The 26,298-nt window shown below is 58.5% G+C and carries 25 protein-coding genes; 13 read left to right on the top strand and 12 right to left on the bottom strand.

Annotated elements, in window-relative coordinates:
• Nucleotides 1–16: 16 nt before the first annotated feature.
• From BUA15_RS01390 to BUA15_RS01365, 6 genes are all read right to left on the bottom strand, one after another.
• On the bottom strand, nucleotides 17–1,387 hold the full coding sequence (locus BUA15_RS01390; protein ID WP_072714135.1) for a nitrous oxide reductase family maturation protein NosD: 1,371 nt from the start codon (nucleotides 1,385–1,387) through the stop codon (nucleotides 17–19).
• The gene (locus tag BUA15_RS01385) at nucleotides 1,365–2,027 is read right to left on the bottom strand and encodes a cytochrome C (protein WP_072714133.1); all 663 of its coding nucleotides are present in this window, start codon (nucleotides 2,025–2,027) and stop codon (nucleotides 1,365–1,367) included. Before BUA15_RS01385 ends, BUA15_RS01390 begins: the two co-directional genes overlap by 23 nt.
• A gap of 67 nt (nucleotides 2,028–2,094) precedes the next feature.
• The gene (gene nosZ, locus BUA15_RS01380) at nucleotides 2,095–4,077 is read right to left on the bottom strand and encodes a Sec-dependent nitrous-oxide reductase (protein ID WP_072714132.1); all 1,983 of its coding nucleotides are present in this window, start codon (nucleotides 4,075–4,077) and stop codon (nucleotides 2,095–2,097) included.
• Between the two features lie 35 nt (nucleotides 4,078–4,112).
• The gene (locus tag BUA15_RS01375) at nucleotides 4,113–4,601 is read right to left on the bottom strand and encodes a cytochrome c (protein WP_072714130.1); all 489 of its coding nucleotides are present in this window, start codon (nucleotides 4,599–4,601) and stop codon (nucleotides 4,113–4,115) included.
• Entirely contained in the window at nucleotides 4,592–5,044 is a 453-nt protein-coding gene (locus tag BUA15_RS01370) for an RrF2 family transcriptional regulator (RefSeq protein ID WP_245771876.1), read from the bottom strand. The genes BUA15_RS01375 and BUA15_RS01370 overlap by 10 nt, the downstream gene beginning before the upstream one ends.
• Nucleotides 5,045–5,261: 217 nt before the next feature.
• Entirely contained in the window at nucleotides 5,262–5,690 is a 429-nt protein-coding gene (locus BUA15_RS01365; RefSeq protein WP_072714126.1) for an RrF2 family transcriptional regulator, read from the bottom strand.
• 186 nt (nucleotides 5,691–5,876) lie between these two features.
• Here BUA15_RS01365 and BUA15_RS01360 point away from each other — a divergent pair, with 186 nt between their 5' ends.
• A complete protein-coding gene (locus BUA15_RS01360) occupies nucleotides 5,877–7,274 on the top strand; it encodes an NAD-dependent succinate-semialdehyde dehydrogenase (RefSeq protein WP_072714125.1) in 1,398 nt (465 codons plus the stop codon).
• On the opposite strand, the gene BUA15_RS01355 is transcribed toward BUA15_RS01360, so the two are convergent.
• Entirely contained in the window at nucleotides 7,255–7,554 is a 300-nt protein-coding gene (locus BUA15_RS01355) for a SemiSWEET family sugar transporter (RefSeq protein ID WP_072714123.1), read from the bottom strand. The genes BUA15_RS01360 and BUA15_RS01355 overlap by 20 nt on opposite strands.
• Nucleotides 7,555–7,831: 277 nt before the next feature.
• Here BUA15_RS01355 and folK point away from each other — a divergent pair, with 277 nt between their 5' ends.
• The 3 genes from folK to BUA15_RS13680 are packed head-to-tail and all read left to right on the top strand — an operon-like array spanning nucleotide 7,832 to nucleotide 9,248.
• Nucleotides 7,832–8,368 (top strand): 2-amino-4-hydroxy-6-hydroxymethyldihydropteridine diphosphokinase, encoded by a 537-nt coding sequence (folK, locus tag BUA15_RS01350; RefSeq protein ID WP_072714121.1) that lies wholly within the window; start codon nucleotides 7,832–7,834, stop codon nucleotides 8,366–8,368.
• Nucleotides 8,369–8,384: 16 nt separating this feature from the next.
• Nucleotides 8,385–9,068, top strand: coding sequence for a deoxynucleoside kinase (locus BUA15_RS01345; protein ID WP_072714120.1), 684 nt, complete (start codon nucleotides 8,385–8,387; stop codon nucleotides 9,066–9,068).
• 3 nt (nucleotides 9,069–9,071) lie between these two features.
• Complete coding sequence (locus BUA15_RS13680; protein ID WP_178139365.1) at nucleotides 9,072–9,248, top strand: hypothetical protein; 177 nt, start codon at nucleotides 9,072–9,074, stop codon at nucleotides 9,246–9,248.
• A gap of 3 nt (nucleotides 9,249–9,251) precedes the next feature.
• On the opposite strand, the gene BUA15_RS01340 is transcribed toward BUA15_RS13680, so the two are convergent.
• Nucleotides 9,252–9,929 carry an energy transducer TonB gene (locus BUA15_RS01340; protein WP_072714118.1) on the bottom strand — a complete coding sequence of 226 codons (678 nt, stop codon included), beginning with the start codon at nucleotides 9,927–9,929 and terminating at the stop codon, nucleotides 9,252–9,254.
• A 337-nt stretch (nucleotides 9,930–10,266) separates the two neighbouring features.
• Between BUA15_RS01340 and carA the strand changes: the two genes are divergently transcribed.
• Together carA and carB are read left to right on the top strand one after the other, a co-directional pair.
• The gene (gene carA, locus BUA15_RS01330; RefSeq protein WP_143149543.1) at nucleotides 10,267–11,406 is read left to right on the top strand and encodes a glutamine-hydrolyzing carbamoyl-phosphate synthase small subunit; all 1,140 of its coding nucleotides are present in this window, start codon (nucleotides 10,267–10,269) and stop codon (nucleotides 11,404–11,406) included.
• 36 nt (nucleotides 11,407–11,442) lie between these two features.
• Nucleotides 11,443–14,283, top strand: a complete 2,841-nt coding sequence (gene carB, locus BUA15_RS01325) for a carbamoyl-phosphate synthase large subunit (protein WP_072714115.1) — start codon at nucleotides 11,443–11,445, stop codon at nucleotides 14,281–14,283.
• 430 nt (nucleotides 14,284–14,713) lie between these two features.
• Here the strand turns inward: carB and mtaB are convergent, their stop codons facing one another.
• Entirely contained in the window at nucleotides 14,714–16,039 is a 1,326-nt protein-coding gene (mtaB, locus tag BUA15_RS01320; RefSeq protein ID WP_072714114.1) for a tRNA (N(6)-L-threonylcarbamoyladenosine(37)-C(2))-methylthiotransferase MtaB, read from the bottom strand.
• Between the two features lie 84 nt (nucleotides 16,040–16,123).
• Here mtaB and BUA15_RS01315 point away from each other — a divergent pair, with 84 nt between their 5' ends.
• Genes BUA15_RS01315 through BUA15_RS01300 form a run of 4 tightly spaced genes read left to right on the top strand, consistent with a single transcriptional unit; the run spans nucleotide 16,124 to nucleotide 18,315 of the window.
• Nucleotides 16,124–16,831 (top strand): phosphatidylserine decarboxylase family protein, encoded by a 708-nt coding sequence (locus tag BUA15_RS01315; RefSeq protein ID WP_072714112.1) that lies wholly within the window; start codon nucleotides 16,124–16,126, stop codon nucleotides 16,829–16,831.
• Nucleotides 16,832–16,846: 15 nt separating this feature from the next.
• On the top strand, nucleotides 16,847–17,725 hold the full coding sequence (gene pssA, locus BUA15_RS01310) for a CDP-diacylglycerol--serine O-phosphatidyltransferase (RefSeq protein ID WP_072714110.1): 879 nt from the start codon (nucleotides 16,847–16,849) through the stop codon (nucleotides 17,723–17,725).
• Entirely contained in the window at nucleotides 17,718–17,987 is a 270-nt protein-coding gene (gene purS, locus BUA15_RS01305) for a phosphoribosylformylglycinamidine synthase subunit PurS (RefSeq protein WP_072714108.1), read from the top strand. The genes pssA and purS overlap by 8 nt, the downstream gene beginning before the upstream one ends.
• Nucleotides 17,988–18,006: 19 nt before the next feature.
• On the top strand, nucleotides 18,007–18,315 hold the full coding sequence (locus BUA15_RS01300; protein ID WP_072714106.1) for an ATP-dependent Clp protease adaptor ClpS: 309 nt from the start codon (nucleotides 18,007–18,009) through the stop codon (nucleotides 18,313–18,315).
• Here BUA15_RS01300 and BUA15_RS01295 read toward each other — a convergent pair whose 3' ends face one another.
• Nucleotides 18,316–20,760 carry a DUF5916 domain-containing protein gene (locus BUA15_RS01295; protein ID WP_218587554.1) on the bottom strand — a complete coding sequence of 815 codons (2,445 nt, stop codon included), beginning with the start codon at nucleotides 20,758–20,760 and terminating at the stop codon, nucleotides 18,316–18,318.
• 1,200 nt (nucleotides 20,761–21,960) lie between these two features.
• Here BUA15_RS01295 and BUA15_RS01290 point away from each other — a divergent pair.
• Nucleotides 21,961–22,599, top strand: a complete 639-nt coding sequence (locus tag BUA15_RS01290) for an IMPACT family protein (protein ID WP_072714103.1) — start codon at nucleotides 21,961–21,963, stop codon at nucleotides 22,597–22,599.
• Here BUA15_RS01290 and BUA15_RS01285 read toward each other — a convergent pair.
• Nucleotides 22,572–23,324 carry a Mut7-C RNAse domain-containing protein gene (locus BUA15_RS01285; RefSeq protein ID WP_072714101.1) on the bottom strand — a complete coding sequence of 251 codons (753 nt, stop codon included), beginning with the start codon at nucleotides 23,322–23,324 and terminating at the stop codon, nucleotides 22,572–22,574. The two genes, BUA15_RS01290 and BUA15_RS01285, sit on opposite strands and share 28 nt — an antisense overlap.
• 7 nt (nucleotides 23,325–23,331) lie before the next feature.
• Entirely contained in the window at nucleotides 23,332–23,817 is a 486-nt protein-coding gene (rnhA, locus tag BUA15_RS01280) for a ribonuclease HI (RefSeq protein WP_072714099.1), read from the bottom strand.
• A 96-nt stretch (nucleotides 23,818–23,913) separates the two neighbouring features.
• Between rnhA and obgE the strand changes: the two genes are divergently transcribed.
• Both obgE and dprA read left to right on the top strand, forming a co-directional pair.
• Nucleotides 23,914–24,936, top strand: coding sequence for a GTPase ObgE (obgE, locus tag BUA15_RS01275; RefSeq protein WP_072714098.1), 1,023 nt, complete (start codon nucleotides 23,914–23,916; stop codon nucleotides 24,934–24,936).
• A gap of 68 nt (nucleotides 24,937–25,004) precedes the next feature.
• Nucleotides 25,005–26,144, top strand: a complete 1,140-nt coding sequence (dprA, locus tag BUA15_RS01270; RefSeq protein WP_084660489.1) for a DNA-processing protein DprA — start codon at nucleotides 25,005–25,007, stop codon at nucleotides 26,142–26,144.
• Nucleotides 26,145–26,298 lie beyond the last annotated feature (154 nt).

Raw genomic sequence — 26,298 nt, 5'->3', positions numbered from 1 at the left:
TGGTTAACCCAGCAGGTTAGTCTAAACGACGCAAGTGAACGCGGCTTACGGTTAGCATGCCCATCAGCAACAGCGCCAGGCCGGCCAGCGCCAGCGTTGGTTGTGGCTGCTGGCGCGCTGCGGGCAGACCTTCAGGGAGTCGAGGGTGCATGCGGGGCGTCGGATCAATCAGCTTGGGCGCTGGACGTATCACTGGAAACGCCCGGGCTGCCAGTTCCAGAGCCTGCACGGCCGGACTGAACACAAACAATCGAAATGCAGGCGTTCGGTCGGTCAATGCATCAAAGAGCGCAACGGCCTGGTAGGGGAGATCGCCGTAGCCGTCGCGGTCTGCATCATAGCCCCGGTAATCGCTCCAGTAGTTCCGACGCCAGAACGTCCCGTTTTCTTCTGAAAATTGCCCGCCTCCTACCAGGTCTACCTGTTCATAATTATCCATAAAGCTGTTGTCTTCAAACGTGCTACGAGGGGCCTCCTGCAGCGCTTGCACGCCAATGTCATTGTAGGCGATTACGTTGCCCCGGTAGCGAATCTGCGCCTCAATGGCCCGTGGGCTGTTGTCGATAAAAATGCCGATTTGATTGTCCACAAAAGCGTTTTCCTCTACCCTTACCTCATCCATGTCCTTGAGGCCCACGCCAATCGCAGAAGCATGTCGATTGTAGGCGAGCAGATTGTGGCGGAACGTCAGGCGCGTGCTGTACATCAGGTAGGCGCCGACGGAATTCTGGAGCATGCGGTTACGTTCGATCAGAGCCTGGTCGCTGTACATGAAGTGCAGCCCATAACGACCGAACGCAATTGTGTTGCCGCGCAGTACAATGCCCCGGGCAAACCAGATAACCACGTCGCGGCCGTAGCGAGTAACGTTATCCTGGATGATGGCATCGTTACTGTACCATAGGCGAATCAGGTCACCTCGGCGAGCTGTTTCCAGCGTGAGATCCCCTTCGATGATATTGCGCAGGATGCGGCAGGAGTCGGCCTGTCGCAGGTAAATGCCAAACAGTACCTTTTCAAGGCGGTTATCGGCAATGGTTACGTGGTCGGCATAGACTGCAATGCCCGCGTCCTCTTGATCCAGGGAGCGGCCGGAGTTGCGAATTACAAAGCCTTGAAGGACCACGTGGGGGGCTTCGATGGTGACAACGGTACCCTGGCCGCGTCCGTCAATTACGGGCATTTGCTCCCCCAGCAGCACCACGGGCTGGGTAATTCGTAACGGGCCGCTATGAACGCCTCCGACTACGCGCACGGTGTCGCCGGGGGCAGCGGCTGCCAGTCGTTCTTGCAGGGAAGTGGCAGGCTGCGCCTGCGCTGCGGTCAGGCTCAGCCAGAGAAAAGCTAACATTCCCCGCCAGATGCTATGCCGTCTGTCCCCGGACATAAGCCTCGTAAAATGGCTTGTAAGCCTTGCGATGGTGGTAGAGACCGACCACGATCAGAATAGAAGCTACAATGGCCAGCCAGAGTCCAATGTCCCAGATAGCCACAACCCGGAACTGGCCGACCTGGCCTTCGCCCAGGAGCGGTGGAACAAAAGGCTTGACCGAGCTGCTCAGCGGGGCTCTGGGATCCAGGTTGGTGCCAAAATTCCAGAGCCAGTAGTACAGATCGCCCAGAAAAATCAGGGGGTAGAGCAGGGCGGGCAGGCTCAGCACAGCAGCCCATGGAGAATGTACGTAGATGGCGCCGGCTACCAGCAGGGCCATTGCGCCGATAAGTATGATGCTCAGGGAACGTTCAAGCTGGGCAGCCTCTTCGAGCGGCCGCATACCGATGTAATGGTTGAGCGCATCAATCTCACGGACGTCGCCTTCGACGCGGTTCACGTACACTTTGGCCACCAGGCCACCGGGATACTGCGGCGCATATAGCCGAATGCGCCAGTAGGGAAAGAAAATCGAAATCAACAGCAACAATGCCGCGCTGCCCAGCAGGAGGGTGGGCCGACGGAAGCGTCGCCGCTCGCGATGCAGGACCGAATCTGGAATGCGCGGCCCAATGATTTTGTCCAACCACGTCATGGCTTCTCTGGGTCTGATAATAACAGGGGTCAGGGCACCCTCAGGGTGCCCTGACCCCTCGTAGGGGTTACGGCCGTACCAGGAAGTATCCGGCCATTTCCAGATGAAGCGCCGAGCAGAACTCGGTGCAGTAGAAGGCGAAGACACCGTCGCGGTCGGCCACGAACTCAATCGTAGCCGTCTCACCCGGTTCGATGCTCAGGTTGAAGTTATAGCCGGGCAAAGCAAAGCCGTGCGTGGCGTCCCGGGCCCGCTCGATGTTGGTAATGTGCCAGATGACCCGGTCGCCCTTGCGGACTTCCACATGCTCGGGGGTAAAGTGGCTGCGCGTGGCCGTCATCCAGATTTCCACCGTGTTGCCACGGCGCTCTATGCGTTCCTGGCCTGGTTGGGTGGCATCCGGATGGCGCGACTGCGTGGTCGGATCCCATCCGACTTCCGGATACACTTCCCACGGCTGCAGCTTGTCGGCCTTGATAATCTGGGCGTAGTGCGGCTCACCCAGCGGAATCGGCATGTCGTAGAGCAACTGCATCGGGCCGTTGGGATTGCCGATGTCCACCAACTGGAAGTTTTGTGGCAGCAGCGGCCCGACATTCGCGAAGCGGTCCACGGACCACTTGTTCATGGCGACCAGGTAGCGACCGTCCGGGTTCACGTTATCCCCTTCGGCCACCGCCAGGTGCCCGATGTTGTAGTGGATTGATACCTTGTCCACCACGGTCCACGGCTCCCGACCATGCTTTTCGGTCCAGGGACCGCCCAGCGTCCAGCGCACCACCGCACTTTCCAGGAAGAGGCTGGTGTAGGCATAGCCGTTGGGATCGAACTGCGTATGCAGCGGTCCTAAGCCCAGCTCGATCTGAGCTTCAACGACTGCATCAAAGTCGATAATGGGCACGCCGTAGTCATCCCGCCCGGAGAAGCGCTCATTGGCGATAGCATCCTGGATTTTCTGGAAGTTGTAGACCGTGGCATGGGGATCCAGCTTGCCGGAGACTACCAGATAGTTACCGTCTGGCGAAACGTCCACTCCGTGCGGGCTCTTGGGCTCCGGTACAAAGTACAGGACGCCTTCAGCAGCCGCTGTCTCCAGCGGGAGCACCTTAAAGCCCTTGATTGTGCGCGTGCGGCCAGCTTCAACCAGTTCAACCGCTTTGCGCAGGTTGATCACGTGCAGGTAGTCCATGTCACGTTGCGAGGCGCCGGCTTCAAAGGGCGGATTGCCTTTCTCCACGCCACCTGTGGCCATTTCGGTGTTGAACGAATTGCAGAAGACCCACCCTTCGCTCACCTGTTTGCCGGCGTCGCAGATGTCCTGCCAGTAAGGAGGCAGCTCCAGCGCAAAGGATTGTTCTGGCAGGATACGGCCACGCTCCCGGTCAAACTTCCAGAAGGTAACCAGGCCCCGGTACTTTTCTTTATACTGGTCCAAGGGGGCGTAGCCGTCAAACGGCGCAGCATACTGGCCCCCTTCGATCACCCATTCCGTGTTGGGCGTCACAAAAGCGCCTCCGTGGTCGCTCAGCGACAGCGGGTTCTTAACGATCTGCTTTGTTTCAAAGTCGCGCAGGTCGATGACGGCTACGCGTGCGTTGGCTTTTTCGTTGACAAACAGGAATTGTCCGTCATAGTCGCCGTTTGTCTCCGAGAGCGCGGGGTGGTGCACGTCTCCCCAGGTCAGCTCTTTCCCGTCGTAGTTCCCCTGGGCGAGCACTTCCTGCGTTTCTTTGGAAAAGCCCCAGCCCTGCCAGGGTTCAGGGGTGAAGACGCCGATGACTTTCAGCAGGCGCATGGACGGAAGGCCGATAACCAGCACCTGTCCAGAGTGCCCGCCCGAAGCAAACATGATGTATTCGTCGTAGGTGCCGGTGGGCTGATAGGTCTTGACCGCCGCCACGACATCGGCCGGGCTCAGACCGCGCGCGCGTGCGATTTCCATAGGATCGTCGCTGACGACCGCACCGGTCTGGCCGTCCCCGCGACAGCCGATCAGCAGCAGGGCGGCGAGTGCTAAGCCGGTCAGCCCAAGTAATGTGTTGCGCTTCATGGCTATACCTCCTGGGTTGGTGATCTATGGGAAAATCAGTTGGTTTCAGCAACCTGACGCAGGTATTCGAGGATGGCACGCGCCTGGTCTTCGGTCAGGCCCATGTCTGTCATGAGCGTGCCATATTCCTCCACCAGTTGTTTCATGACAGGGTGGCGCTGGATCATGCCATTGGGATTCAGCATCACGTTCATGAGATAGACAGGCCCCCGCCGTTGGGTTACGTCGCCCAGCGCCGGCCCGATGAAGCGTTCGTCAAGCCGGTGACAGGCCGTGCAGTAGGTGTTGAAAAGCTGCTGGCCTTGCTGAGCCAGCGCGGCATCAATCTGCGCGCCCAGCGAGACCTCTTTTACCGGGCCAATTTCGGCTGCTAGCGCTTCCGGATCTTGAGAAGCTGCCGGACGTTCGGCGTTAGCCGTGGGAGCAGCCGACTCCGCCTCTGTGCCAGAACGTCCACCGCAGGCAGCCAGCGTCAGGGTTAGCAGGAGGATGGTACTCCACGTCGTTACACGGTTCAGGTGCATGGCACTTTGGGTTGGTTGAGGGTGGATGGACGATGGATTAAATCTGCCAAGGTGGTTTCGGTCAGCAATTGGCGAAATTGCTGACGGCAGGGATACCAGATCAGGTGAAGGGGACAGGGCTCGGACTCGTCGCACGTCCCCAGTCCCAGCACGCATCGGTTGAGCACCTCGGGGCCGTCGATTTCCTGGACGACCTCAAAGAGGGTGATTTCGTGGGCCGGCCGAGCCAGCCGTACGCCTCCACCCGGACCACGCAGCGCATCGGTCAGGCCCGCCGCCGTCAGCCGAAGCATGATGCGCGCCAGCGTATGCGGGGAGGCGCCAATCATCCGACTGAGCCGACGCACCGGCACAAAGCGCCCCCTTCGCTGCTGCGCCAGCGCCAACATAGCCGCCAGTGCCTGCCGCCCGCTCAGGCTGATCATTAGCGTTTGCGGATTCATTTGTCTTAATTTCAGCCCTTAAAGTACGCGACAGCCGATCAGCTAGGTGTCGGGCCAATCCGACAGCAGGATGCCGCATTTCCCGATATTCCGTGTAGGGGAAAGCCCTACACAATTCATAGAGACAAAAGTGAAAATAATAGAATTTTATCCTTAATAGATTGCTTAGTTAAACTTTTGCAGGAATTTGGTGGGATGTGCACAAACGTGGAGTGTTTCAGGCTGTCAGGCGCAGGCGTGCTTCCTGAATGCGGCGGGCCATCTCGGCCAGTGTAGTGGCCGCAAACAAGTCGCGGATGGGATTGCGCACTTCTTTCCAGCGATCGTGCAGGGGGCAGGGAGCAGCCTCGCCACAGCCCGGCAGACCCAGCACGCACTCCGTGAACAGGTCCGGGCCGTCAATGGCCACAATTACATCAAAAAGGGTAATTTCTTCTGGAGAGCGCGCAAACATAACACCGCCGCTGGGGCCGCGCAGCGACTGCATCAGGCCTGCCTGCGTCAGCTTCTGAAAGATCTTGGTCAAAAAGGGTACGGAAATGTTCAAGCGTTCCCCGATCTCCCGGATTGATACATAGCCATTGTGATTGAGCGCAGCCAGGTACAGTACCGCACGCAAACCGTATTCACAGGCGCGAGAGAACATGGGCCTACCGGGTTTTCGACTTAGAGATACATTTGTCCTAAAAAGGAACGGGCACAAAATTTCCAAGATGGCCTTCAGGTTCCCGATTCATTACACCTGATGCCAGAAGCCAGGTGGAATCGAACCGGGGGGGCTAACCATATAAAGCAGCAAGGCGGCTATCCAGGAACCAGACCAGAGAAAGCCATGCAAGAAATTGCTGTTCGCAGATCATTTCCTGTGATCAATCCGGCTACGGGGGCGCAGCTTCGGGTTTACGAGGGCATGACCGGGGAAGAAGTTGCGCAGACCATTGAGCGGGTGCATGAAGCTTTTCAGGCGTGGCGCCGCGTGCCGTTTGCGGAGCGAGCGGCTTGCATGCGGCAGGCTGCTAGCCTGTTGCGGAAGCGGGCGGATCACTATGCTCGGCTGATGGCCGAGGAAATGGGCAAGCCCATTCGGGATGGGCGGGCGGAAGTGCACAAGTGTGCCTGGGTGTGCGAGTACTATGCGGAGCACGCTGAACGTTTCCTGGCGCCGGAGCCGGTTGAAACCGATGCCCGCAAAAGCTATGTCGCTTTTGAGCCGCTGGGCGTAATCTTAGCTATTATGCCCTGGAATTTTCCGTTCTGGCAGGTCTTTCGGTTTGCGGCGCCTACCTTGATGGCAGGTAACGCGGCGGTGCTCAAGCACGCCTCCAACGTGCCTGGTTGTGCCCTGGCCATTGAGGAACTGTTGCGCGAGGCCGGTTTCCCGGAGCATCTGTTTCGCACGCTTCTGATTGGTAGTGATCAGGTAGATCCGGTGATTGCGCATCCGCGAATTCGGGCGGTAACGCTGACAGGAAGCACCCCGGCTGGACGAGCAGTTGCTGCCAGAGCCGGGGCGGCGCTTAAAAAGACTGTGTTAGAGCTGGGAGGTAGTGATCCGTATGTGATTTTAGAAGATGCTGATGTGGAGCAGGCCGCAGCGATTTGTGCCAAAAGCCGATTGATCAACTCGGGGCAGAGCTGCATCGCAGCCAAACGATTTGTGGTCGTAGAGGCTGTGCGCGAGCCCTTTGAGCGTTTGCTGGTGGCGCATATGCAGGCGGCTCGTATGGGGGATCCGCTGGACGAAGCCACCGAAGTGGGGCCAATGGCTCGGCATGACCTGCGTGACGAGCTGCATCGCCAGGTGCAGGAAAGCCTGCGCCGCGGAGCCCGGTTGCTCCTGGGGGGTGAGATCCCGGAGGGACCGGGTGCCTACTATCCGCCCACGGTGTTGACCGATGTGCCCAAGGGGTCACCTGCTTATGAGGAGGAGCTGTTTGGTCCGGTGGCTGCGATCATTCCCGTGCGTGACGAAGCCGAAGCAATTCGGGTGGCGAACGACACGGTGTTCGGGCTGGGAGCTGCTGTGTTTACGCGGGACGAGGCGCGGGGAGAACGCATTGCACGTGAGGCATTTGAGGCCGGATGTTGCTTTGTAAACGATTTTGTGCGTAGCGATCCACGGCTGCCCTTCGGAGGGGTCAAGGAAAGCGGTTATGGACGAGAATTGTCGATTTTTGGCATTCGGGAGTTTGTGAACATTAAGACGGTCTTTATTGGCGGGGCTTCCTGAGCGCACGCTTCTGTGCGGGCGGCCGCACGCGGAAGCGCCAGATCATCCACAGCAGGCTGCCCACCAGGCTCATACCGATGGCATTGGCCAGGATAATGATGGGGTCCTGGCGGAGGATGCCGTAGAGTAACCAGAGGATAATGCCGGTAAGCAGCAGCAAAAAGGTGCCCGCTGACAGGTCGTCGGCAGAACGGCGACGCCAGGTGCGCACAACCTGGGGTAAAAACGCCAGCGTGGTCAGCGTAGCAGCCAGCAGCCCAATGCCAAAAGTAACGTTCATGGAGCGTCTGTTCTTCTTCGCAACATCATGCCTGAAAGGTTGATCTACGTGAAAAGTTCTGGCTTAAGAAACCAGATCGGTGGGTCGATACTTACCCTGCGCCTGCCCATCGTCGTCTGCGTATCGGTTTTGTTGCAACAAGGGTGACGCGCATCGCAGTACCGTGCTCGCAGGATGGGTGGGAAAAGCCCGAGACCCCGTAAGGTCTCGGGCTTTTTCGTTGAAACTCTCCAGCGAGAACGTTTTTTTCCAACAAAAGCGGCAGATGCTCTGCGCGATGTATTGCGTACCCGACCAGCCATTGCCTTCGGTTTTTCTGGCGCTGGGCTCGAATCTGGGGGATCGGGCTGCGTACCTGCATGCCGCCGTAGCGGCGCTTCGTCAGCATCCCGCTGTGCAGCTTGTGGCGGTGTCGCCGGTGTACGAAAGCGCCGCGCACGTGCTGTCTGGTCAGGAGCAGCCAGATTATCTGAATGCGGTGGTGTGGTTGCACACCACGTTAACGCCCGAAACGCTGCTGGATCTGTGCCGCCGGTTGGAAGCTGCAGCCGGACGGCAGCGAACCATCCGCTGGGCACCCCGAACGCTGGACCTGGACGTGCTGGCCTGGGACGACCTGGTGCGCTACGATGAGCGTCTGACGCTGCCGCATCCACGGCTGGCTGTCCGGCGATTTGTGCTGCAGCCCTGGGCTGATCTGGCTCCTGATTTTTATGTGCCGGCACCGTTCTGCGCCACTGTAGCCGAATTGCTGCACCGGTGTCCAGACCGGGCACCCCTGCGTCGCACGGGCGTATCGCTAAAAACGCGCTGACAGACGACGCAAACGCATGGGGGCCGCCAACACGATCCAACTACCTGACGATTTACGCTATCTGGTCATTGAAGGCGTCATCGGCGTGGGCAAAACCACCCTGGCCCGGCTGATTGCCGAACGTTTTGGCGGACGATTGATGCTGGAGGAATTTGAAGAGAACCCATTTCTGCCGCGTTTCTACGAAGACCCAGAACGCTGGGCTTTTCATACGCAACTCAGTTTTCTGGCCAGCCGCTTCCGCCAGCAAAAACAACTCATGCTGCGCGACCTGTTTCATCCGTTTGTGGTGAGTGATTACGCCTTTGACAAAGACCGCATCTTTGCCCGCATCAACCTGAAGGGCGATGAGCTGCAGCTTTATGAAACGCTCTATACCCTGATGGAGCCCAACGTCCCGATACCTGATCTGGTCGTCTATCTGCAATCTACCCCAGACCGACTGCTGGAGAACATTCGCAGGCGGGGCCGTCCCTACGAACAGCGGATTGAGCGGAGTTATCTTGAGGCGCTCTGCGAAGCATACGATCGCTACTTTTTCCACTATACCAAGGGCCCCCTTCTCATTGTGAATGCCGCTCAGATTGACTTTGTCAAAAATCCGGAAGACCTGGAGGAGCTTATCCGGCAAATTCTGGAACGCCGCCGTTATGGAGGTATCACGTATTTTAATCCACGACCGGCCCGAACGTTAAAGTAGACCATGGTAAAGCTGCTTCTATGGATTGTGTTGCTGTACCTGATCTGGCGAAGCGGTCGCAATCTGGTGCGGGCCATGCTGGAGGATCACGGACGCCCCTATGAACTGGAAGAGCGACCGCCAACCCGTCGTCGTCCCTGGGAGGAGATTGAAGATGCTCGATGGGTTGATCTCGAATAGCGGCTATTGACCAAAGCTGAACGTGATGCGGGTGAAGCTAGCGACGGGCTGATCGTTCACACGGGCCGGACGAAAACGCCAGCGCCGCGCAGCCGCCAGTGCTGCTTCTTCCAGACCATAGCCCAGCGTGTCCACGCGCTGCCGATAGGGAGCGAGCAGATAGCGCTCAACAATTGTTGCTGAAAGTACCTGGCCGGTAGGGCTTACCTGCACCTCGACCACAATTTCGGCCCGGATGCGGGCGCGCCGCGCAGCACGGGTGTATTCAGGCTCCACAAACCGCACTGGCTTGGGCCCCACCTCAAAAGCAGGGGCAGCGGCCAGCGTTCCTTCCAGAGCCCCTTCTGCAGCAAAAGGATCGGTGCCTGCTTCCTCCAGGAGGAGACGATTGGCGTCTGCCGTAATGTTGACCTCTTCCAGCAGCACTTCATCCGGCACGACGACAGGAAGGGGGGGAACAGGTGGAGGAGGAGCCGGGCGCGCCTGACGGGTAGGCAGTACTTCTTCCAGAGCAATCACTTCGGGGGATAGACTACGATACACAGCAGCCGGCAAGGCGGTGCGGTCGGGGGCCGGCCATAGCCGCACGACCAGGACGACCAGCCCCAGAGTAAAGGCCAGGCTGGCCATCATGCGTAGCGAATAAACTGCGCGTTCTTGCTGTCGGCGCACAGCGCGCATAAGCTGTAAGCGATTTTTTCACCTGTTGAACCGCCATCCGCGCAATCCGTTCAGAGGCGCTTCAGATCGGAGAAGATAGGCCGGAAGGGCTACCATGAAAAAAGCCGGGAGAAGCGGCGCATCCCCTGGTTTTGCCTGGACAAATGCCGTATCTTCCAGAAACCTTTTTTCGCGCCCTCCTGTTGACGGGCCGAAAGCATCGCAAATGGTGAGAAGTTCTGGCACAGGACATTTATATACGCGACGATTTCGTGGCGGCTGAAGCCTTCCCACATGTGGGGAAGGTTTTTTTTTACCTCGTCATGGTGAATGCTAAACCAAACCCCTGACAGGCCCCATGATTCCCATGCTGCACCCGACACCGGATCCCTGTAAGCTGGCGTTGGCCGATGGAACTGTTGTGACGGGCATTGCCATCGGACACCGTGGTGAGACGGGCGGGGAGCTGTGTTTCAACACCAGCATGACGGGCTACCAGGAGATCCTGACCGATCCGTCTTACTACGGTCAGATCATGATGATGACCTATCCCCACATTGGCAACTACGGGGTGATGGACATCGACATGGAGGCAGCCCGTCCGATGGTCGCTGGCCTGGTCGTGCGCGCCTTTTCGCATCGCTACTCCAATCGCCTGGCAGATGGCTCGCTAGAAGCCTGGATGCAACGCTACAAGCTGGTAGGTATCTCCGGTGTCGATACGCGACGATTGGTGCGGCACATTCGCACGAAGGGGGTCATGAATGCGGTCATTTCCTCCATTGACCTGGACGATGAAAGCCTGGTGGAGAAGGCGCGACGCCTGCCTTCGATGAACGGGTTGGAACTGGCCTCTTATGTGATGACAAAGGAGCCATACGACTTTTGCACAGGACCCGGAGCGCGCATCGCCGTTTTCGATTATGGCTGCAAGCTGAACATCCTGCGCATGTTCCAGGCGCGGGACTGCACGGTGCGCGTTTTCCCGGGCTATACGCCTCTGAATGAAGTGCTGGCCTGGGAGCCAGATGGCCTGTTCTTCTCAAACGGGCCAGGCGACCCGCGGGCCATGCCGCAGGCTATCGAACAGGTGCGAGCGGCTATTCGGACAGGCCTGCCAATCTTTGGCATCTGTCTGGGGCATCAGCTGATGGCTCTGGCGCTGGGCTTCAAGGTTTATAAGATGTACGTGGGGCATCGCGGCGCCAATCACCCGGTCAAAAATTTGCGCACCGGACGCGTAGAAGTCACGACGCAGAACCATGGTTTTGCTGTGGACGCTGCGTCGGTTGATCCACGCGAAGCTGATGTGTCGCACGTTAACCTGAACGACCAGACAGTTGAAGGGCTGCGCTTCAAATCATTTGCTGGCCTTTCGGTCCAGTACCATCCCGAAGCGTCTCCGGGGCCCCACGACAGTCGCTATCTCTTTGATGAATTTCTGGCCCTGGTGGCGGCCCACCGTCCGGTTACGACCGCCCCGTTCGCTCGCGTATAACCCTCACGAAATGGAACCTAACCGCTGCAACCTACCATGCCAAAGCGGACCGACATTCAGCGGATCTTGCTGATCGGATCGGGCCCGATTGTGATCGGGCAGGCGTGTGAGTTCGACTACTCCGGAAGTCAGGCAGCCCGGGCGTTGCGGAAAGAGGGATATGAAGTCATTCTGGTCAACTCGAACCCGGCAACGATCATGACCGACCCGATCACAGCCGATCGGGTCTACTTGCAAGAACTCACGCCTGAATCCATTCGGCGCATTGTCGAAAAAGAGCGTCCCGACGCGGTGCTGCCTACCATGGGAGGGCAGACAGCCTTGAACCTGGCTGCGCAGCTCCATGAGGAGGGCTTCTGGGACGCTATGGGCGTAGAGATCATTGGCGTGGACATTGAAGCCATTCAGATCACCGAGGATCGCCAGCGATTCCGCGACCTGATGGAGCAGATCGGAATTGACCAGGCGCGGAGCCGCACAGCGCGCAGCTTGCTTGAAGCCAAAGAGATCCTGCAGGAGCTGGGCGGCTTACCCGTGGTGATCCGGCCGTCGTTTACGCTGGGGGGGACCGGCGGCGGTATCGTCTGGTCCATGGAGGAGTTCGACCGTAAGGTAACGCGCGGGCTGGAGCTCTCGCCGGTGCATCAGGTGCTCATTGAAGAGAGCGTTTACGGCTGGAAGGAATATGAACTGGAGCTGCTGCGCGATGCCAATGACAATGTGATCATTGTCTGTCCCATTGAGAACTTCGATCCAATGGGTATCCATACGGGCGACTCGGTCACCGTCGCCCCGGCGCAGACGCTCACCGATAAGCAGTACCAGCGCATGCGGGATGCGGCGATCAAAATGATGCGCTCCATTGGCAAGTTTGCAGGCGGCTGCAACGTGCAGTTTGCCGTTGAGCCGCATACTGGCCGCATGATCGCCGTCGAGATTAATCCGCGCATGTCGCGTTCATCAGCCCTGGCCTCAAAGGCTACCGGCTATCCGATTGCCAAAGTGGCTGCCCGGCTGGCGGTAGGCTACACGCTGGATGAGTTGCCCAATGATGTAACCGGCACCACAAGCGCCTGCTTTGAGCCCTCAATTGATTACGTGGTGGTCAAGATTCCGCGCTGGAATTTTGAGAAGTTCGAAGGTGTCGATGAGGAGCTGACCACCCAGATGAAGGCGGTCGGCGAAGTTATGGCAATTGGACGCACGTTCCCTGAAGCGCTCCAGAAAGCCTGGCAGAGCCTGGAAAACGGCTATGCCGGTCTGGGAGCCGACCGCGAGGATCCTACGCGCGAAGAAGTTCGGGCCCGCCTCAAAAAGCCCTACTGGGACCGCACGCTCCAGATTCGCAATGCGTTTCGGCTGGGCGCCTCGGTCGAAGAAATCCACGACATCACCTACATCGATCCGTGGTTCCTGTATCAGATCGAGGATATCGTTAAGCTGGAACGCGAGCTTGAGCGCCGGACGCTTGATCAGCTCGACGCTCCGTTGCTGCGGCTGGTCAAACAGTACGGCTTTTCGGACGTGCAGATTGCTTACCTGCTGCAAGGCCCCGTAACCGAAGAAGACGTGCGCGCGCGGCGCAAGGCGCTGGGCATCACCCCCACATTTCAGCTCGTTGATACCTGCGCGGCCGAGTTCCCGGCCCAGACTCCCTATTACTACAGCACGTATGAGTCGGAAAATGAAAGCGAAGTAACCGACCGGGAGAAAGTAATCATTCTGGGAGCTGGTCCCAACCGCATCGGCCAGGGCATTGAGTTCGATTATTGCTGCGTCCACGGCGTGATGGCCGCCAAAGAAATGGGATATGAGGCCATCATGATTAACTGTAACCCGGAGACGGTGTCGACTGACTTCGACGTGGCCGATAAGCTCTACTTCGAGCCGGTCTTCTGGGAACGGGTCCGCGACATCATCGAGCATGAAAATCAACGCGGTCAGCTCAAGGGGGTCATTGTGCAACTGGGAGGACAGACTGCGCTCAAGCTGGCCCGCCACCTACATGAACAGGGCATTCCGATCCTGGGCACTTCATTTCCGATGATGGACCTGGCCGAAGAACGGAGCAAGTTCTCAGCCCTGCTGCGCGAACTGGAAATTCCTTTCCCACCCTACGGCGCAGCGCGCACGGTAGCCGAGGCCGTCGAAGTGGCCGAACGCATTGGCTATCCGATTCTGATTCGGCCCAGCTACGTGCTGGGCGGGCAGGGCATGCGGATTGCCATCAACAAGGAGGAGGTCGAACGCTACGTCCGCAATATTCTGAAGCTCCTGCCCGACAACGAAATCCTGCTGGATCTCTTTCTGGAAAATGGGATCGAGGTGGACGTCGATGCTGCCTGCGATGGAGAGGACGTGTGGATTGCTGGAATTATGCAGCACATTGAACCAGCAGGCGTCCACTCAGGCGATTCGACGGCCGTCCTGCCGCCTTTCTCGCTGTCGGAAGAGGTGCTGAGTACCATCCGGCGCTACACCGAGGACATTGCGCGGCGCCTTAAGGTGATCGGCCTGATCAATGTGCAGATGGTAGTCAAGGATAACGTGGTCTATGTAATTGAGGCCAATCCGCGCGCCTCGCGCACGATGCCCTTCGTGGCCAAGGCTACGGGAGTACCGGTGGCCAAAATCGGCACCCAGCTGATGCTGGGACGTAAGCTCCGGGAATTCCGTGAAGCCGGCCTGCTCGAATCGAAGCTCAAGGGCTATGCGATCAAGGAGCCAGTCTTTTCCTGGGACAAATTCCCGGAAGTCCCCAAAGAGTTGGGGCCGGAGATGAAGTCCACGGGCGAAGCTATTGCCTTTGTGGACACGCTCACCGACGAACATTTTCGGCGCCCCTACGCGATCCGCAATCTCTACCTGAGTCGATAACGGACCCGTATTTTGCTGGATGCCTGGTGCAAAGCCCGTGATCCACGCAGAGCCGGAGGCAGGTTGCTTTGCCTCATGGCCGACGCGTCGGAGAAGGGCTCTGCGACAGTAAGTGCCTGGGGCAATCTCGGTCAGGCACTTTTGCAGAGGTGCGGAGAGAGGGCTAAGGCAAGGGGCTGTGCCAGTAGGGGATGGTGCGGGTGTTGAACAAAGTCAGAAAAAACGTGCCGCTCAGGCTGACAAGACGGCTCTGCTTGTATGATCGGGTAGGCGCAAGGGGGTATTTCAATCCGAGTTGCTGCGCCTCGGGACATCCGAGGCCTTGTGGGAAAGCTTGACAGGATGGCAGTGGGGAGCATACCAGCAGCCACCAACGCCTCTGGCGCCGCGAGTAGGCTTCTCTGCGGGCTCGGATTGATGGCGTGCCGTGTTACGCGGTAAGGGGAATAAAGGACGGGTCTTCAGCGACGAGCGTTCCATCAGGCGCAAAATCGCCCAGGCGAACGCGTTCGATTTGTCCCGCACGCTCCGGATCAAAGGGGCGCTGCAGGCGAATATAATTATCTGTATAGCCGTACATGTACCCCTTCTTTTCTGTGCTTTCCCACAGCACAGGACGCACCTGGCCCTGATGCGCCCGGTAGAAGGCGTGGCGTTTTTTATGGGAAAGTACCTGGAGCATGCGATTCCGGCGGGAACGCTCCGATTTGGGGACAGGGGCTCCTCCCATGCGGTCAAGTTGTTCGACAGCCGCGGTGCCCGGGCGCTCCGAGTAGGTGAACACATGCAGATAGGAAACGGGCAGCTCGTTCAGGAAACGGTAGGTATTCTCGAAACGTTCAGGCGTTTCCGCCGGAAAACCTACAATCACGTCTACGCCGATTGCGGCGTCGGGCAGCAGCTCGCGGATGCGCGCGACGCGTTCGGCGTACAGCTCCCGCCGGTAGCGTCGTCGCATCTTGCCGAGCACAAAATTGTCACCGCTTTGCAGGGGCATGTGGAAGTGGGGCATGAAAGCTCGGGATGAAGCTACAAACGCAATGATTTCGTCGGTGAGCAGGTTCGGTTCAATCGAAGAGATGCGATAACGTTCGATTCCATCGACTCGGTCGAGCTCTCGGAGCAGATCAAGCAGCGTGCATCCGAACTCCTGGCCATAAAGACCAATGTTAACGCCGGTGAGCACAATTTCCTTAAAGCCCATTTCCGCCAGTTGGCGCGCCTGCGCAACGGTGGCCTCAATGGGTTGGGAGCGGCTGCGGCCGCGGGCCCGGGGAATGGTGCAGAACGAGCAGACGTAGTCGCATCCATCCTGGATTTTCAGGAAGGCCCGTGTGCGTTCGGTGGAAGAGAAGGCCGGTCCAAATTCCTGCAGGTCATCAATGCACGAAACGGCTACCTGGGTTTGTTCTTTTTTCTGAAAATGCTCAATCAGTTCAAAGAGGTGAAATTTTTCACGGGCACCCAGCACGACGTCCACGCCTTCAATGCGTGCAATCTCGTCAGGACGAAGCTGCGCGTAGCAGCCGGTAACAATAATGAAGGCGTGGGGGTTCTGGCGGATAGCCCGGCGAATGATCTGGCGGCATTGGCGTTCCGCCTCGGCCGTGACCGTACAGGTGTTGATGACGGTCACGTCGGCGGGCTCTCCAAAAGGCACCACTTCGTAATTGTGGGCCTGAAAGTCACGCTCCAGCGTGCTGGTCTCTGCAAAGTTCAGTTTGCAGCCAAGCGTGTAGAACGAAACGCGTGGCATCGACGTTTAGGCAACCCTGATCCCCGGTGGTGACGGAGCGAACGCGGGCGCAGACCGGGAGTTTCGGCAACAGGCGAAGAGATCATGCTGGCACCTGAAGGATATCCAATCATTGGCTGGACGGCGCTGGCGGCTGTTCTGCTGGCAGCCGGGGCGTATTACTGGCTGCCCGGCGTCTGGCGCCTGGTGGTTTTGCTGCTGGCCGCACTGCTTCTGGGGTTTGTCCTGTTTTTTTTCCGGGATCCAGACCGCCGGCCCCCGGAGGGGGCCGATACGCTATTGTTGGCGCCGGCCGACGGAAAGGTGGTCGAAATCGCAACGGTAGACTATGAGCCGGTGTACCTGAAAGGACCGGCTCGGCGCCTGTCCATTTTTCTTTCTCCCCTGGACGTGCATGTCAACCGCGTGCCGGCCAAGGGGGTCATTGAACTGGTACGCTACATTCCAGGAGATTATCTGGTCGCCTGGCATCCAAAGGCCAGCGAGCAGAATGAGCGCTCAGAAATTGGACTGCGCCATCCCAGTGGCGCTCGTATTCTGTTTAAGCAGATTGCAGGGGTACTGGCCCGTCGCATCGTGTTTCACCTGCAGGAAGGAGACACCGTGCAGGCGGGACAGCGATTTGGGATAGTCAAGTTTGGATCTCGGATGGACGTGCTGGTGCCGCCGCACGTAACCTTTGAGGTAAAGGTAGGAGACCGGGTACGGGCTGGTGAGACGATACTGGGACGGTTGGTAGCGCCACCGCCAGAAGTTGAGGCGGTCGATTGGCGCCGCCTGCACAATAACTGATTGAACGCGCAGGACATGTTGCGGGCACGCTGGAGATACGACCGGCATGGCCAGAAACAGCGCCGTTTTCGAGCGCGGCTGCGCGCCTATCGGACGCAGCGTCGCCAGCGGCTGCGGCGGCCCATTCCGCGAGCGGCCGTTCCCTCATTTTTTACGTTAATGAACCTGTTCAGCGGTTTTCTGGCCATCACGCAGATCCATGAGGGCCGCTTTGACTATGCCTGCTGGCTGATTGTGCTGGCAGGCTTTTTCGATATCCTGGATGGGATGCTGGCCCGCCTGACAAACGGCACGAGTCTGTTTGGCGTCGAACTCGACTCGCTGAGCGATGTGGTATCGTTCGGCGTAGCACCTGCCTATCTCGTCTACGCCTTCAATCTGCAGGCGTACGGTACCCTCGGGCTGATCATTGCTGCGCTACCGGCCGTCTGTGGTGCGGTGCGCCTGGCACGTTTTAATGTCCAGTTCGAAGGCGAAAAGCGGGAGTACTTTCTGGGATTGCCTATTCCGGCGCAGGCTGCGGCGCTGGTAGCGCTGGTGCTTAACGCCGAAGGTGTGGATCTGCTGGAACGTCTGACGCCTGGCGATTTCCCGGTATTGATTCCTGTGGTGTTTGTGCTTTCGGCGCTAATGGTTACGAACATTCCGTTTGATGCCATTCCACGGCCGAGCCTGGCATATCTGCGACGCCATCCCTGGAAATCCATAGCCTATGGGATGGCGCTGTTGCTGATTGTCTTTTTGCAACAGATTGGATTGCTTCTGGTGCTGAGCGCGTATATTCTGCACGGCATCGGTCGGGCCGTGTACAACCTGGTGCGGGCCATTTTGAACGCGCCAGTAGAAGAGGTAGCTGAAGCAACCTACACCCAACCAGAAAAACGCGATGTTTAAGGCAACGGTAACCATCCGTCTTCGGCCTTCTATCCTGGACCCTCAGGGCAAGGCGGTGCATCACGCGCTGCAAAATCTGGGCTATCAAGCAGTGACCCAGGTGCGCATTGGCAAGGTGGTTGACCTGTGGATTGAAGCCGATTCCGCTGAAGCTGCCGAGCAGGTAGCGCAGGAAGCTGCGGAGAAACTTCTGGCTAATCCGGTCATGGAAGACTTTGACATAACGGTCACGCCTCTGAAGATCCCGGCGTCCGCTGGATAAATCTGCTGCCAGAGAAGCCATGGGGTTGCCGAACTTACTGGCCGAAGCAAAGCCGGTTAGTCCGGTTCCTGAGGTAACGGTCGAAGAAGAAACGCGGCTTGATGCGCCCTGGCGCGTTATTCTCTACAACGATGACGTTCATACCTTTGACGAGGTCATCTTTCAGCTCATGAAAGCCACGGGCTGTTCGCTACCCGAGGCCGAGGCGTTGACCTGGAAAGTGCATACCGAAGGCAAGGCGGCTGTCTACGAAGGATCCTTTGAAGCATGCTTTCGCGTCCAGGGCGTGCTCCGCGAAATCCAGCTCATCACGGAAATTCAGGGGTAATCAGGAGAAGATCAGGTAGGTTAGCTTGACCGTAAAGGCATTGTTGGGGAACAGCCGGAACGTGTCGCGCAACTGTTCTGGAAAAGTCAGGCGCTGGTACCACGAGTCCGGCTGAAAGGGGTCGGGACGGTCATAGGTATTTCGATTCTGGGTCCAGACAAGATAGAGCACCGATCCGGGACGGTATTCCCAACGCAGCACTACGTTGACTCGAAAGCTGTTGAGCACGAACTCGTGCTGCTTGGGATAAGCCGGGAAGGGCAGCAGGGTGTCTTTATCCAGGCGGAGAGCGGGGTCGGTGTAGCGCCCTCGTGCTAACAGAAGCTGGGCAAAGCTCTGCACGGAAAGCATAGGGGAGAACGTAAGTGTACTCCGCAGCGTGAATTCCAGGCGGCGCGTGTCCCGGAGTCCAAAGACAGCCACGTAGTAACGATCTTCAAAGCCAGGGTATGGCGAAACGCGGGCGGCCAGTTGTTCCAGAGGATCGCTGCCTGCAAGCAGATAAAAGTCCTCTGCGCTCAGCCGTGTGGGAGCGGTGCTTCGGGTACCAATGGCCCACCCTTCAGGCAGCCGCGCGAAGGTTTCGTTAGAGGCCCATCGTAACAGGTTCTGTTCCTGTTCAAAAGATAGCCGAGCGGTCAGGTCCAGCCAGGCTCGTGCGTTCCAGCTCAATTCCAGGCCGGTATTCAGCCGGCGGCCGCCTGCTTCGTCCAGTTCAGCTTCCAGGGAAGGTTGCAGGCGGGTGCGGCGGCGCGTATCGGTTTCATAGCTTCCCCCGATCATCAGGGTGCGCGGGCGGTAGATAGGACCCATGCCGCGTGACTCGTAGAGATCATATCCGCCCCAGAGATAATCGCCGCGCGCGCGAAGTTCGATGCGGGCAAAGCCGCGCGTCAGCGCAGCAGCACGCAAGAAAAAACCGCTGCCCAGGTACACATGGTCCCGATAGGAACGCTGATGCCAGGTGAACATAAAGGCATCTGCCCGCTGAAAGGGCCCAAAGGGACGGTAGTTGTTGAACTGATGGCCGAGACGGGCCCAGATCCGTTGTAGATCGTTTCGGCGAAGCTGTCCAACATCATTAACGTCAAAGCGGTCATCGAACCCGTCGAAGCCGGCCCCGTAGGTCCAGACGCCCTGCAGGCGTTCCAGGCGCAGCGCCATTGCCCAGCCAGTCAGGGCCGGTTGTTGTTTCTGTTGACGATGTGATAGGCTCAGGTGTCCACCAAAGCGGTAAGTATTGCCGCCAAAGCGCAGATCCCAGTCCGTACCGCCTGCCAGACTATAAGCCAGGTCTCCTGAAGCACGCGGGGAGAGAAAAAGCCCGGTCGCCATGAGGCCGATGGTTGAATACGGCCCCAGTTCCTGGCGAAGACGCCCCACCAGGTAATGCTGGCGCGGTTGGAAGTCGGCTCCGGTGGTAGCCCCCAGCAGACCCAGCGATAGCCCGCCCTCACTGCGACCTGAAATCTTGGCGGCAGCAATAATCGGTTCGTTGGCACCGATGCGCCGGCTGTAAAACAGCCGTCCTTCCCGGCCATAGGAGAAGCGAAAGATCTGCGTGCCCTCGGTGAAGAAGGGGCGCCGTTCTTCAAAAACCGTCTCAAACGCCGTCAGATTGAGCACGGCCGGGTCAACTTCTACCTGACCAAAGTCAGGATTGAGGGTCAGGTCCAGAATAAAATTGGAACTCAGACCCAGCTTCAGGTCGACGCCTCCATCGGCTTCAAGCGTAGACTGAATCTGGCCGTTTCGGAGCTGCAGACGGCTGCCGTTAGAGACCAGGTAAGGGGTAATCTGAAGATTTCGTCCCGGATGTAATCCGCGCAGTCCTGTCAGGTGGCCAAAGTATGCGACGGTACCCGCGCTACGGACAGCTCGCGGAATAAACGGCCATTCATCGACTTCGCTCAGGCGGGCAATATCGCGTCGGAAAAAGATGCCCCAGGTCATGGAATCGGCCCGGGGAAAACGCAGCATTGCATAAGGGATGCGGATTTCGACAGACCATCCGGAGTCGACGACAGCCACGGCCGCTTCCCAGACCGCATCCCAGGAAAGATCGGGTTCGCCCCGACGGCGGGGGGATCCGGTGCTGATCAGAATGCCATCGGCCAGCACGCCGGCTGCATTGACGGCAAACACGTACGCTGTTTTGCGGTCAAAGTACGAGTCAATTGCGACGGCAAACCAGTCGGCCTGGTTAAACTGGTCGCGCCGGCTCAGCAGGCGACGGATGCGGTGGGGTTCAGGATCGTACAACATGGCCCCAATGTAGATTGCATCAGGGCCGTAAAGAACGCGCACGGCTGTTGGAAACGTAGGCTCGGCCCCTTCCACCGGTTCGGTCTGGCGGAAGGCGGTAGCGGCCGGAGCTTGCTGCCAGACTGGCTCAGCCAGACGGCCATCAAGGCGCAGTCCGTGATTGAGCGGAATAGCACGCAAGGTGGGGGAGACAAGGGTATCAACCGAAGGCCTTCCCCCTATACCGACTAACAGTAGACTCAGTAACAGCACGTACATTGCACAAAAAGCGGTTTCATAGCCGATTGGCGTACGACTCGCCAGGATAATTCGTTGCTCTGTATGAATAATTTTAGCAGGGATTCAAATCACAACTCGGCATCTGAATAACCAACGCAGCCTTTCCGAAGTCGCTTCTCTATAGGAGCAAGGGGATACAGGGCGCAAAGAAGCAGGAACGGGCGCCTTGCCTGGTAGTGGCAGACCAGCCCGCCAGGCAAAGGCCAAAACGGATACGCTCGGTGTCGGGCAAGACCCCTGCAAGTTCTGCGCGTTGCAGGGTGGCCTGTTGTAAGCTGCATAACTGCATGAAGCCTGTGGCTTCCGGTTTATGGTCCGTGGCGTCTGGGATACCGGTCGCAAGGGCGCAGGGGGCTCAACAGAATCTGCCCGCAGATTCGTGCGCTCAGGCTGTCCGTCCGGGCTGTGTGGGAGAGCAATAGCAGTCTGCTCTTTCGGGACAGTATTCAGCAAGAGGGCAGACCAAACGGGCATGTCCCGCAACAGCCCGGTTTCGCTCATATGAGCGTCTGTGCCGAGCTGGCGCAGCAGTGTGGGCGTGTAGGTAGCCTGGCGACGGAGGACCTCGCCGTCGATCCACAAACGGCGAGTATTGCTGGGCCCGAGCCCATGCAGCAGTGGGACGGAAGCTCTGCTCTGGCAAATCTGAATCGATAGGGACGCTTAATAGCTCCCATACCTCCTTTTGCTTTTAGAGACACCCCATCCCCTTCCCCTTAGCACTGGTCGGACTGCATCGTGTGAAGCAAAAGATTTTGTCTGCTAAAATTCCTGGAATCGGGCCAGATTGCTCAAAGCCGCCGAATCAACCGGCGATCGTTCCCGATTCGGCTTTCCAATCAGCGTCTTCTAGCCGATTCAGATAAATTTCTAAATCTTGCAGCATCCACCTGGTCCGAGCACTTGTCAGTAGGTCTATCGCGCACAGGCAAAGCCTGCAGTCTTTCGACGATGATCTTCCCATACGGTTGCTGCGCGGCGTCTAACAGGACAGCTTGTAATGGATAAGCTGCCGTGGCTTTGCCTGGCGCATAGCTCCAGGAAACTAAGCGTTTCCCGGAAGGGTAGGGAGTAGCCTGTTATGAATTGCACACAGGTGTTATGAACAGCAAGGTTGGGGACACCTATCGGGTTGTTGTTGGAGAAGCGCGGGCTGAGTTGCGGGTAAAAGGTTCGCGTTTCCTGGCAGAGGTGTTTCCGGTAGAAACAGCAGAAGAGGTAGCAGTCGCCGTTGAAGCCGTGCGTCGTCGCGAACATGCGGCCACGCATCACTGCACGGCTTATCGGCTGGGACCGAGCGGTGAAGTATTTCGCTATAATGATGATGGCGAGCCTTCCGGAACGGCCGGCCTGCCTATTTTGCGGCAGATTGAGACGCGCGGCTTGACCAACACGCTGGTGGTGGTAACGCGCTACTTTGGAGGGACCAAGCTAGGACGTGGGGGGTTGATGCGGGCCTATGGAGAGGCTGCTGCCTCAGCGCTGGACCAGGCGCCCGTGGCAGAGCGCGTTGTTACGATTCCTTTTCGGCTGCGCTTTGCGTATGAAGACACGGCTCCCGTGATGCGTCTGATTGAACGCACCGGCGCCCGGATACGCAAAACGCACTACGATACGGAAACAGAGATGCTGGTTGACGTGCCGCGTGCGCAGGCGGTTGCCTTTCGCGAAGCATTTGTGGAAGCGCTGGCCGGACGCGGCTGCTGCGCGCCTCAACAGGAGTTGCCGCGCACAACCTGATCAATCAACCGCTGCATCCGAGCATGATGCGACCCTTCCCAGTAGATGCGCTGGCACGCAGGGCAGCGGTAAAACTCAGCGTGCTGCGCGCGAATGCCCGGCGGTAACTGATCTGCCACCGTTTCGGCAGCGACCGGTCTCAAAGGTACATTGCAACACATGCATCGGCTAAAGGGATTAATCAGATCATGCAGCGCAAAACGGTCCAGCACTTCTGCCAGTTGTGCCCTGGGGGCGGTGGCGCGTACGAAGTAACCGTAGCGGACGGCCTTTCGGGCCAGCAGCCGACGGTCGCGCGTTAGCAAGACGCGGCCGTCATGGCCGGCTCGCTGAGCCAGCGCGGCATCGCCCGGATCAGGATCGGACAGGTGTTCTGCATCGAAGCCCAGCATGCGCAGGTAGCGAGCCAGCCGGCCCAGGTGGGTGTCGAGCAGAAAACGGGGAGGACGTTCTGGAGGCAGCGTGTGCAACGGCTGGCTCGGTAACAGGCAGTAAAAGATGGGGTAAAAGCTGAGGCGTTCTCCTTCGCCAGGACGGTACTCGAAAGAGACCGGACGTCCCTCCGCCAGGATTAAGGCAACTTCGGGAGGAGGGACATTGAGCTGCACGAGCAGCTCCCGGACCGTAGGTTGTCCGAGGAAGCCTACCTTGAAAGTGCGTTGCTTCCAGCGGGTGGGAAGAAAATCGTTCAGACTGGCATAGAACCGAAGCCAGAGCGTGCGCATGATCTATTCAGCCATCGTTGGGGCTCGCAGAGCGGTTGTTGGCCGCCTGACCGCGACGCAGGGCTTCGACGGCCAGACGATCTACCCGGTTGTTCAGCGCATCGTCGCCATGGCCTTTCACTTTTAAAAAGCGCACGTCATGGCGCTGCGTGAGTTCCAGCAACTGTCGCCACAGGTCCTGATTCTCAACAGCCTTTTTGCTGGCTGTGCGCCACCCGTTGCGTTGCCAGCGCTCTACCCAGCCTTCCTGGAAGGCTCGCACAATGTAGTTGCTGTCGGTGTAAAGCTCTACGTGGCAGGGTTCCTTAAGGGCGCGCAGGGCTTCAATGACAGCGGTCAGTTCCATGCGGTTATTTGTGGTATGGGGGGCATTGCCTGTCAGTACTTTTTCATGCTGGTTGTAGCGCAGAATAGCCGCCCAGCCGCCGGGGCCCGGGTTGCCACTGCAGGCCCCGTCGGTGTAGATCACCACGCGTTTGCGGGAGGTGCTCATTGCTTTATATCCAACGAAGCTGATTCAGGGGCAGTTCAGCAAAAACTTCAAGGGAAACGGAGCGTTCAGAGAGCACGGACAAACGCAGGGAAGGCCATGAAGTTCGTCGATTACGTTACGATTACAGTGCGAAGCGGAAAAGGCGGTGCCGGTGCTGTCGCGTTCCGGCGGGAGAAGTATGTCCCCAGAGGAGGACCCGCAGGAGGAGATGGGGGAGATGGCGGATCCGTTTATCTGGAAGGTGATCCTCATCTCTACACGCTTCTGGACCTGCGCTATAACCGGCATCACTTTGCGGAAGATGGCAAGCCAGGTTCGGGCAAAAACAAAAAAGGACGTAACGGACGAGACATCATTCTTCGGGTGCCACTGGGAACGGTGGCCAAAATTACGGAGACCGGTGAGGTTATTGGCGAAGTGCTCCGGCCAGGGCAGCGGCTGCTCTTAGCAAAGGGAGGGCGAGGAGGTAAGGGCAATGCTTTCTTTAAGTCTTCTACAAATCAGGCTCCCCGCTACGCTCAACCGGGAGAGCCAGGCGAGGAGAAAAATATCACGCTGGAGCTAAAGCTGCTGGCAGATGTCGGGCTCGTCGGGTTTCCGAATGCGGGCAAAAGTACGCTGATTGCCTCTATTTCGGCAGCACGCCCGAAGATTGCCGATTATCCGTTCACGACGTTGGAGCCGGCGCTGGGGATGGTGTATGTGGGGGAATTCCGTTCGTTTGTCATGGCCGATTTACCCGGCATCATTGAAGGGGCTCATGAAGGTCGGGGACTGGGCATTCGTTTTTTGAAGCATATCGAACGCAACGCCATTTTGCTCTTTGTTATCCCCGTGGTCGAAGCATCGCCGGGTCAGGTTTACCGCACGCTGTTGGGGGAGCTGGAAGCATTCAATCCGGCACTGCTTGAGAAACCTCGCGCCATTGCTCTCACCAAACTGGACCTGGTACCGGAGTCTGAAAGAGGCACGCGGATCGCAACCGTGCAGGCTGAGTTGCCGGCCCACGTGCCGATTTATGCGATCAGTGCGGTCGCCCGGATTGGACTGGAGGAGCTAAAAGAAGGGCTCTGGCGCCAATTGCAGGAAGTGCGGACGACGACCGAAGCTGCTACGTAGCCGTTGCACATAGCTCCTAACGTTCAGGAAGTAGCGTCTCTGTTGAAAAAAAGCCTGTCGAGACCAAGGTGCCTTTCGTTAAAGACGACGAAGCTGCGTTGGGTAAGGTGCCCGATAATCCCTCGGAGGAGCTCCGGGCCCTGGTGGCGCTGACGCTAGTGCCGGGCGTGGGATCCGGGCGCATCCGGGCATTGCTGGCCCGCTTTGGCTCAGCCCAGAGGGTGCTGTATGCTTCGATTGCTGAGCTGATGCAAGTGCCCGGCATCGGCATGCAGACAGCTCAGCGCATTGTGGCCTTTGACGACTGGGATGCGGTGGACATGCAGTTTGAGCAGGCGGAGCGTGTCGGTGCCACCTTGATTCCGGCCTGGGATGAGCGTTTTCCCCCATTGCTGCGCACGATCTATGACCCGCCCGCTCTGCTCTGGATGCGCGGTACATGGACGCCGGAGGATCATCATGCGGTGGCTATTGTGGGCACGCGGCGTCCGACGGATTACGGATTGCGCACAGCCCGCCAGTTTGCCGCAGCGTTGGCCCGCGAGGGGGTAACGGTGATCAGTGGACTGGCCTACGGTATTGATGCGGCAGCTCACCGGGGAGCGCTGGAAGCTGGTGGGCGCACGCTGGCGGTGCTGGGATCGGGGGTCGACCGCATCTATCCAGCGCGTCATGAACGATTGGCTCGTGCTATCCTGAACCAGGGCGCCCTCTTTTCTGAGTTTCCGCTGGGGGCCGCACCCGATGCGCCAAATTTTCCGCGTCGCAACCGACTGATCAGCGGACTGGCTCGGGCTGTGCTTATCGTGGAAGCCTACGAAACGGGCGGGGCGCTTATTACCGCCCGGCTGGCGTTGGAGCAGAACCGCGAAGTCCTGGCAATTCCCGGAGTGCTGCACAATCCGGCCAGTGCCGGTACCAACCGCCTCATCCGCGACAGCCTGGCGCGGCTTGTGTGCACGCCCGATGATGTGCTGGAAGCTATTGGATTCGGAGCTTCCCCTGTTGCGCAACCTCCACCGTCTCCACCCTCCCTGAACGGACTGGAACGGCAACTCTACGATGCGCTTGAGCCTGAACCTCTTCACATCGATGTGCTATGCGAGCGCACAGGCCTGGATCCTTCAACGGCCCTGGTTTATTTGCTTCAGCTTGAGTTTAAGGGACTGGTGCGTCAGCTTGCCGGTAAACAATTTTACCGCCTCTGAGGACGCTGGTCGTTACGGAGTCCAGGCTCGGAGGGAGGACCCGGCGAGCAAACCTTGCTGCTCAAAAAAAGACTGCAAGCACCATCCTGCCTTCTCTACTTCATCGCCGGCAACAGGCAGATGCAAGAACATTGCGTTAGCATTATGCCTGTCC

The sequence above is a fragment of the Rhodothermus profundi genome, assembly GCF_900142415.1.
GTDB lineage: Bacteria > Bacteroidota > Rhodothermia > Rhodothermales > Rhodothermaceae > Rhodothermus > Rhodothermus profundi.
Note: the sequence above shows the minus strand (reverse complement) of the source record. Positions and strands in the feature narration are given on the sequence as shown.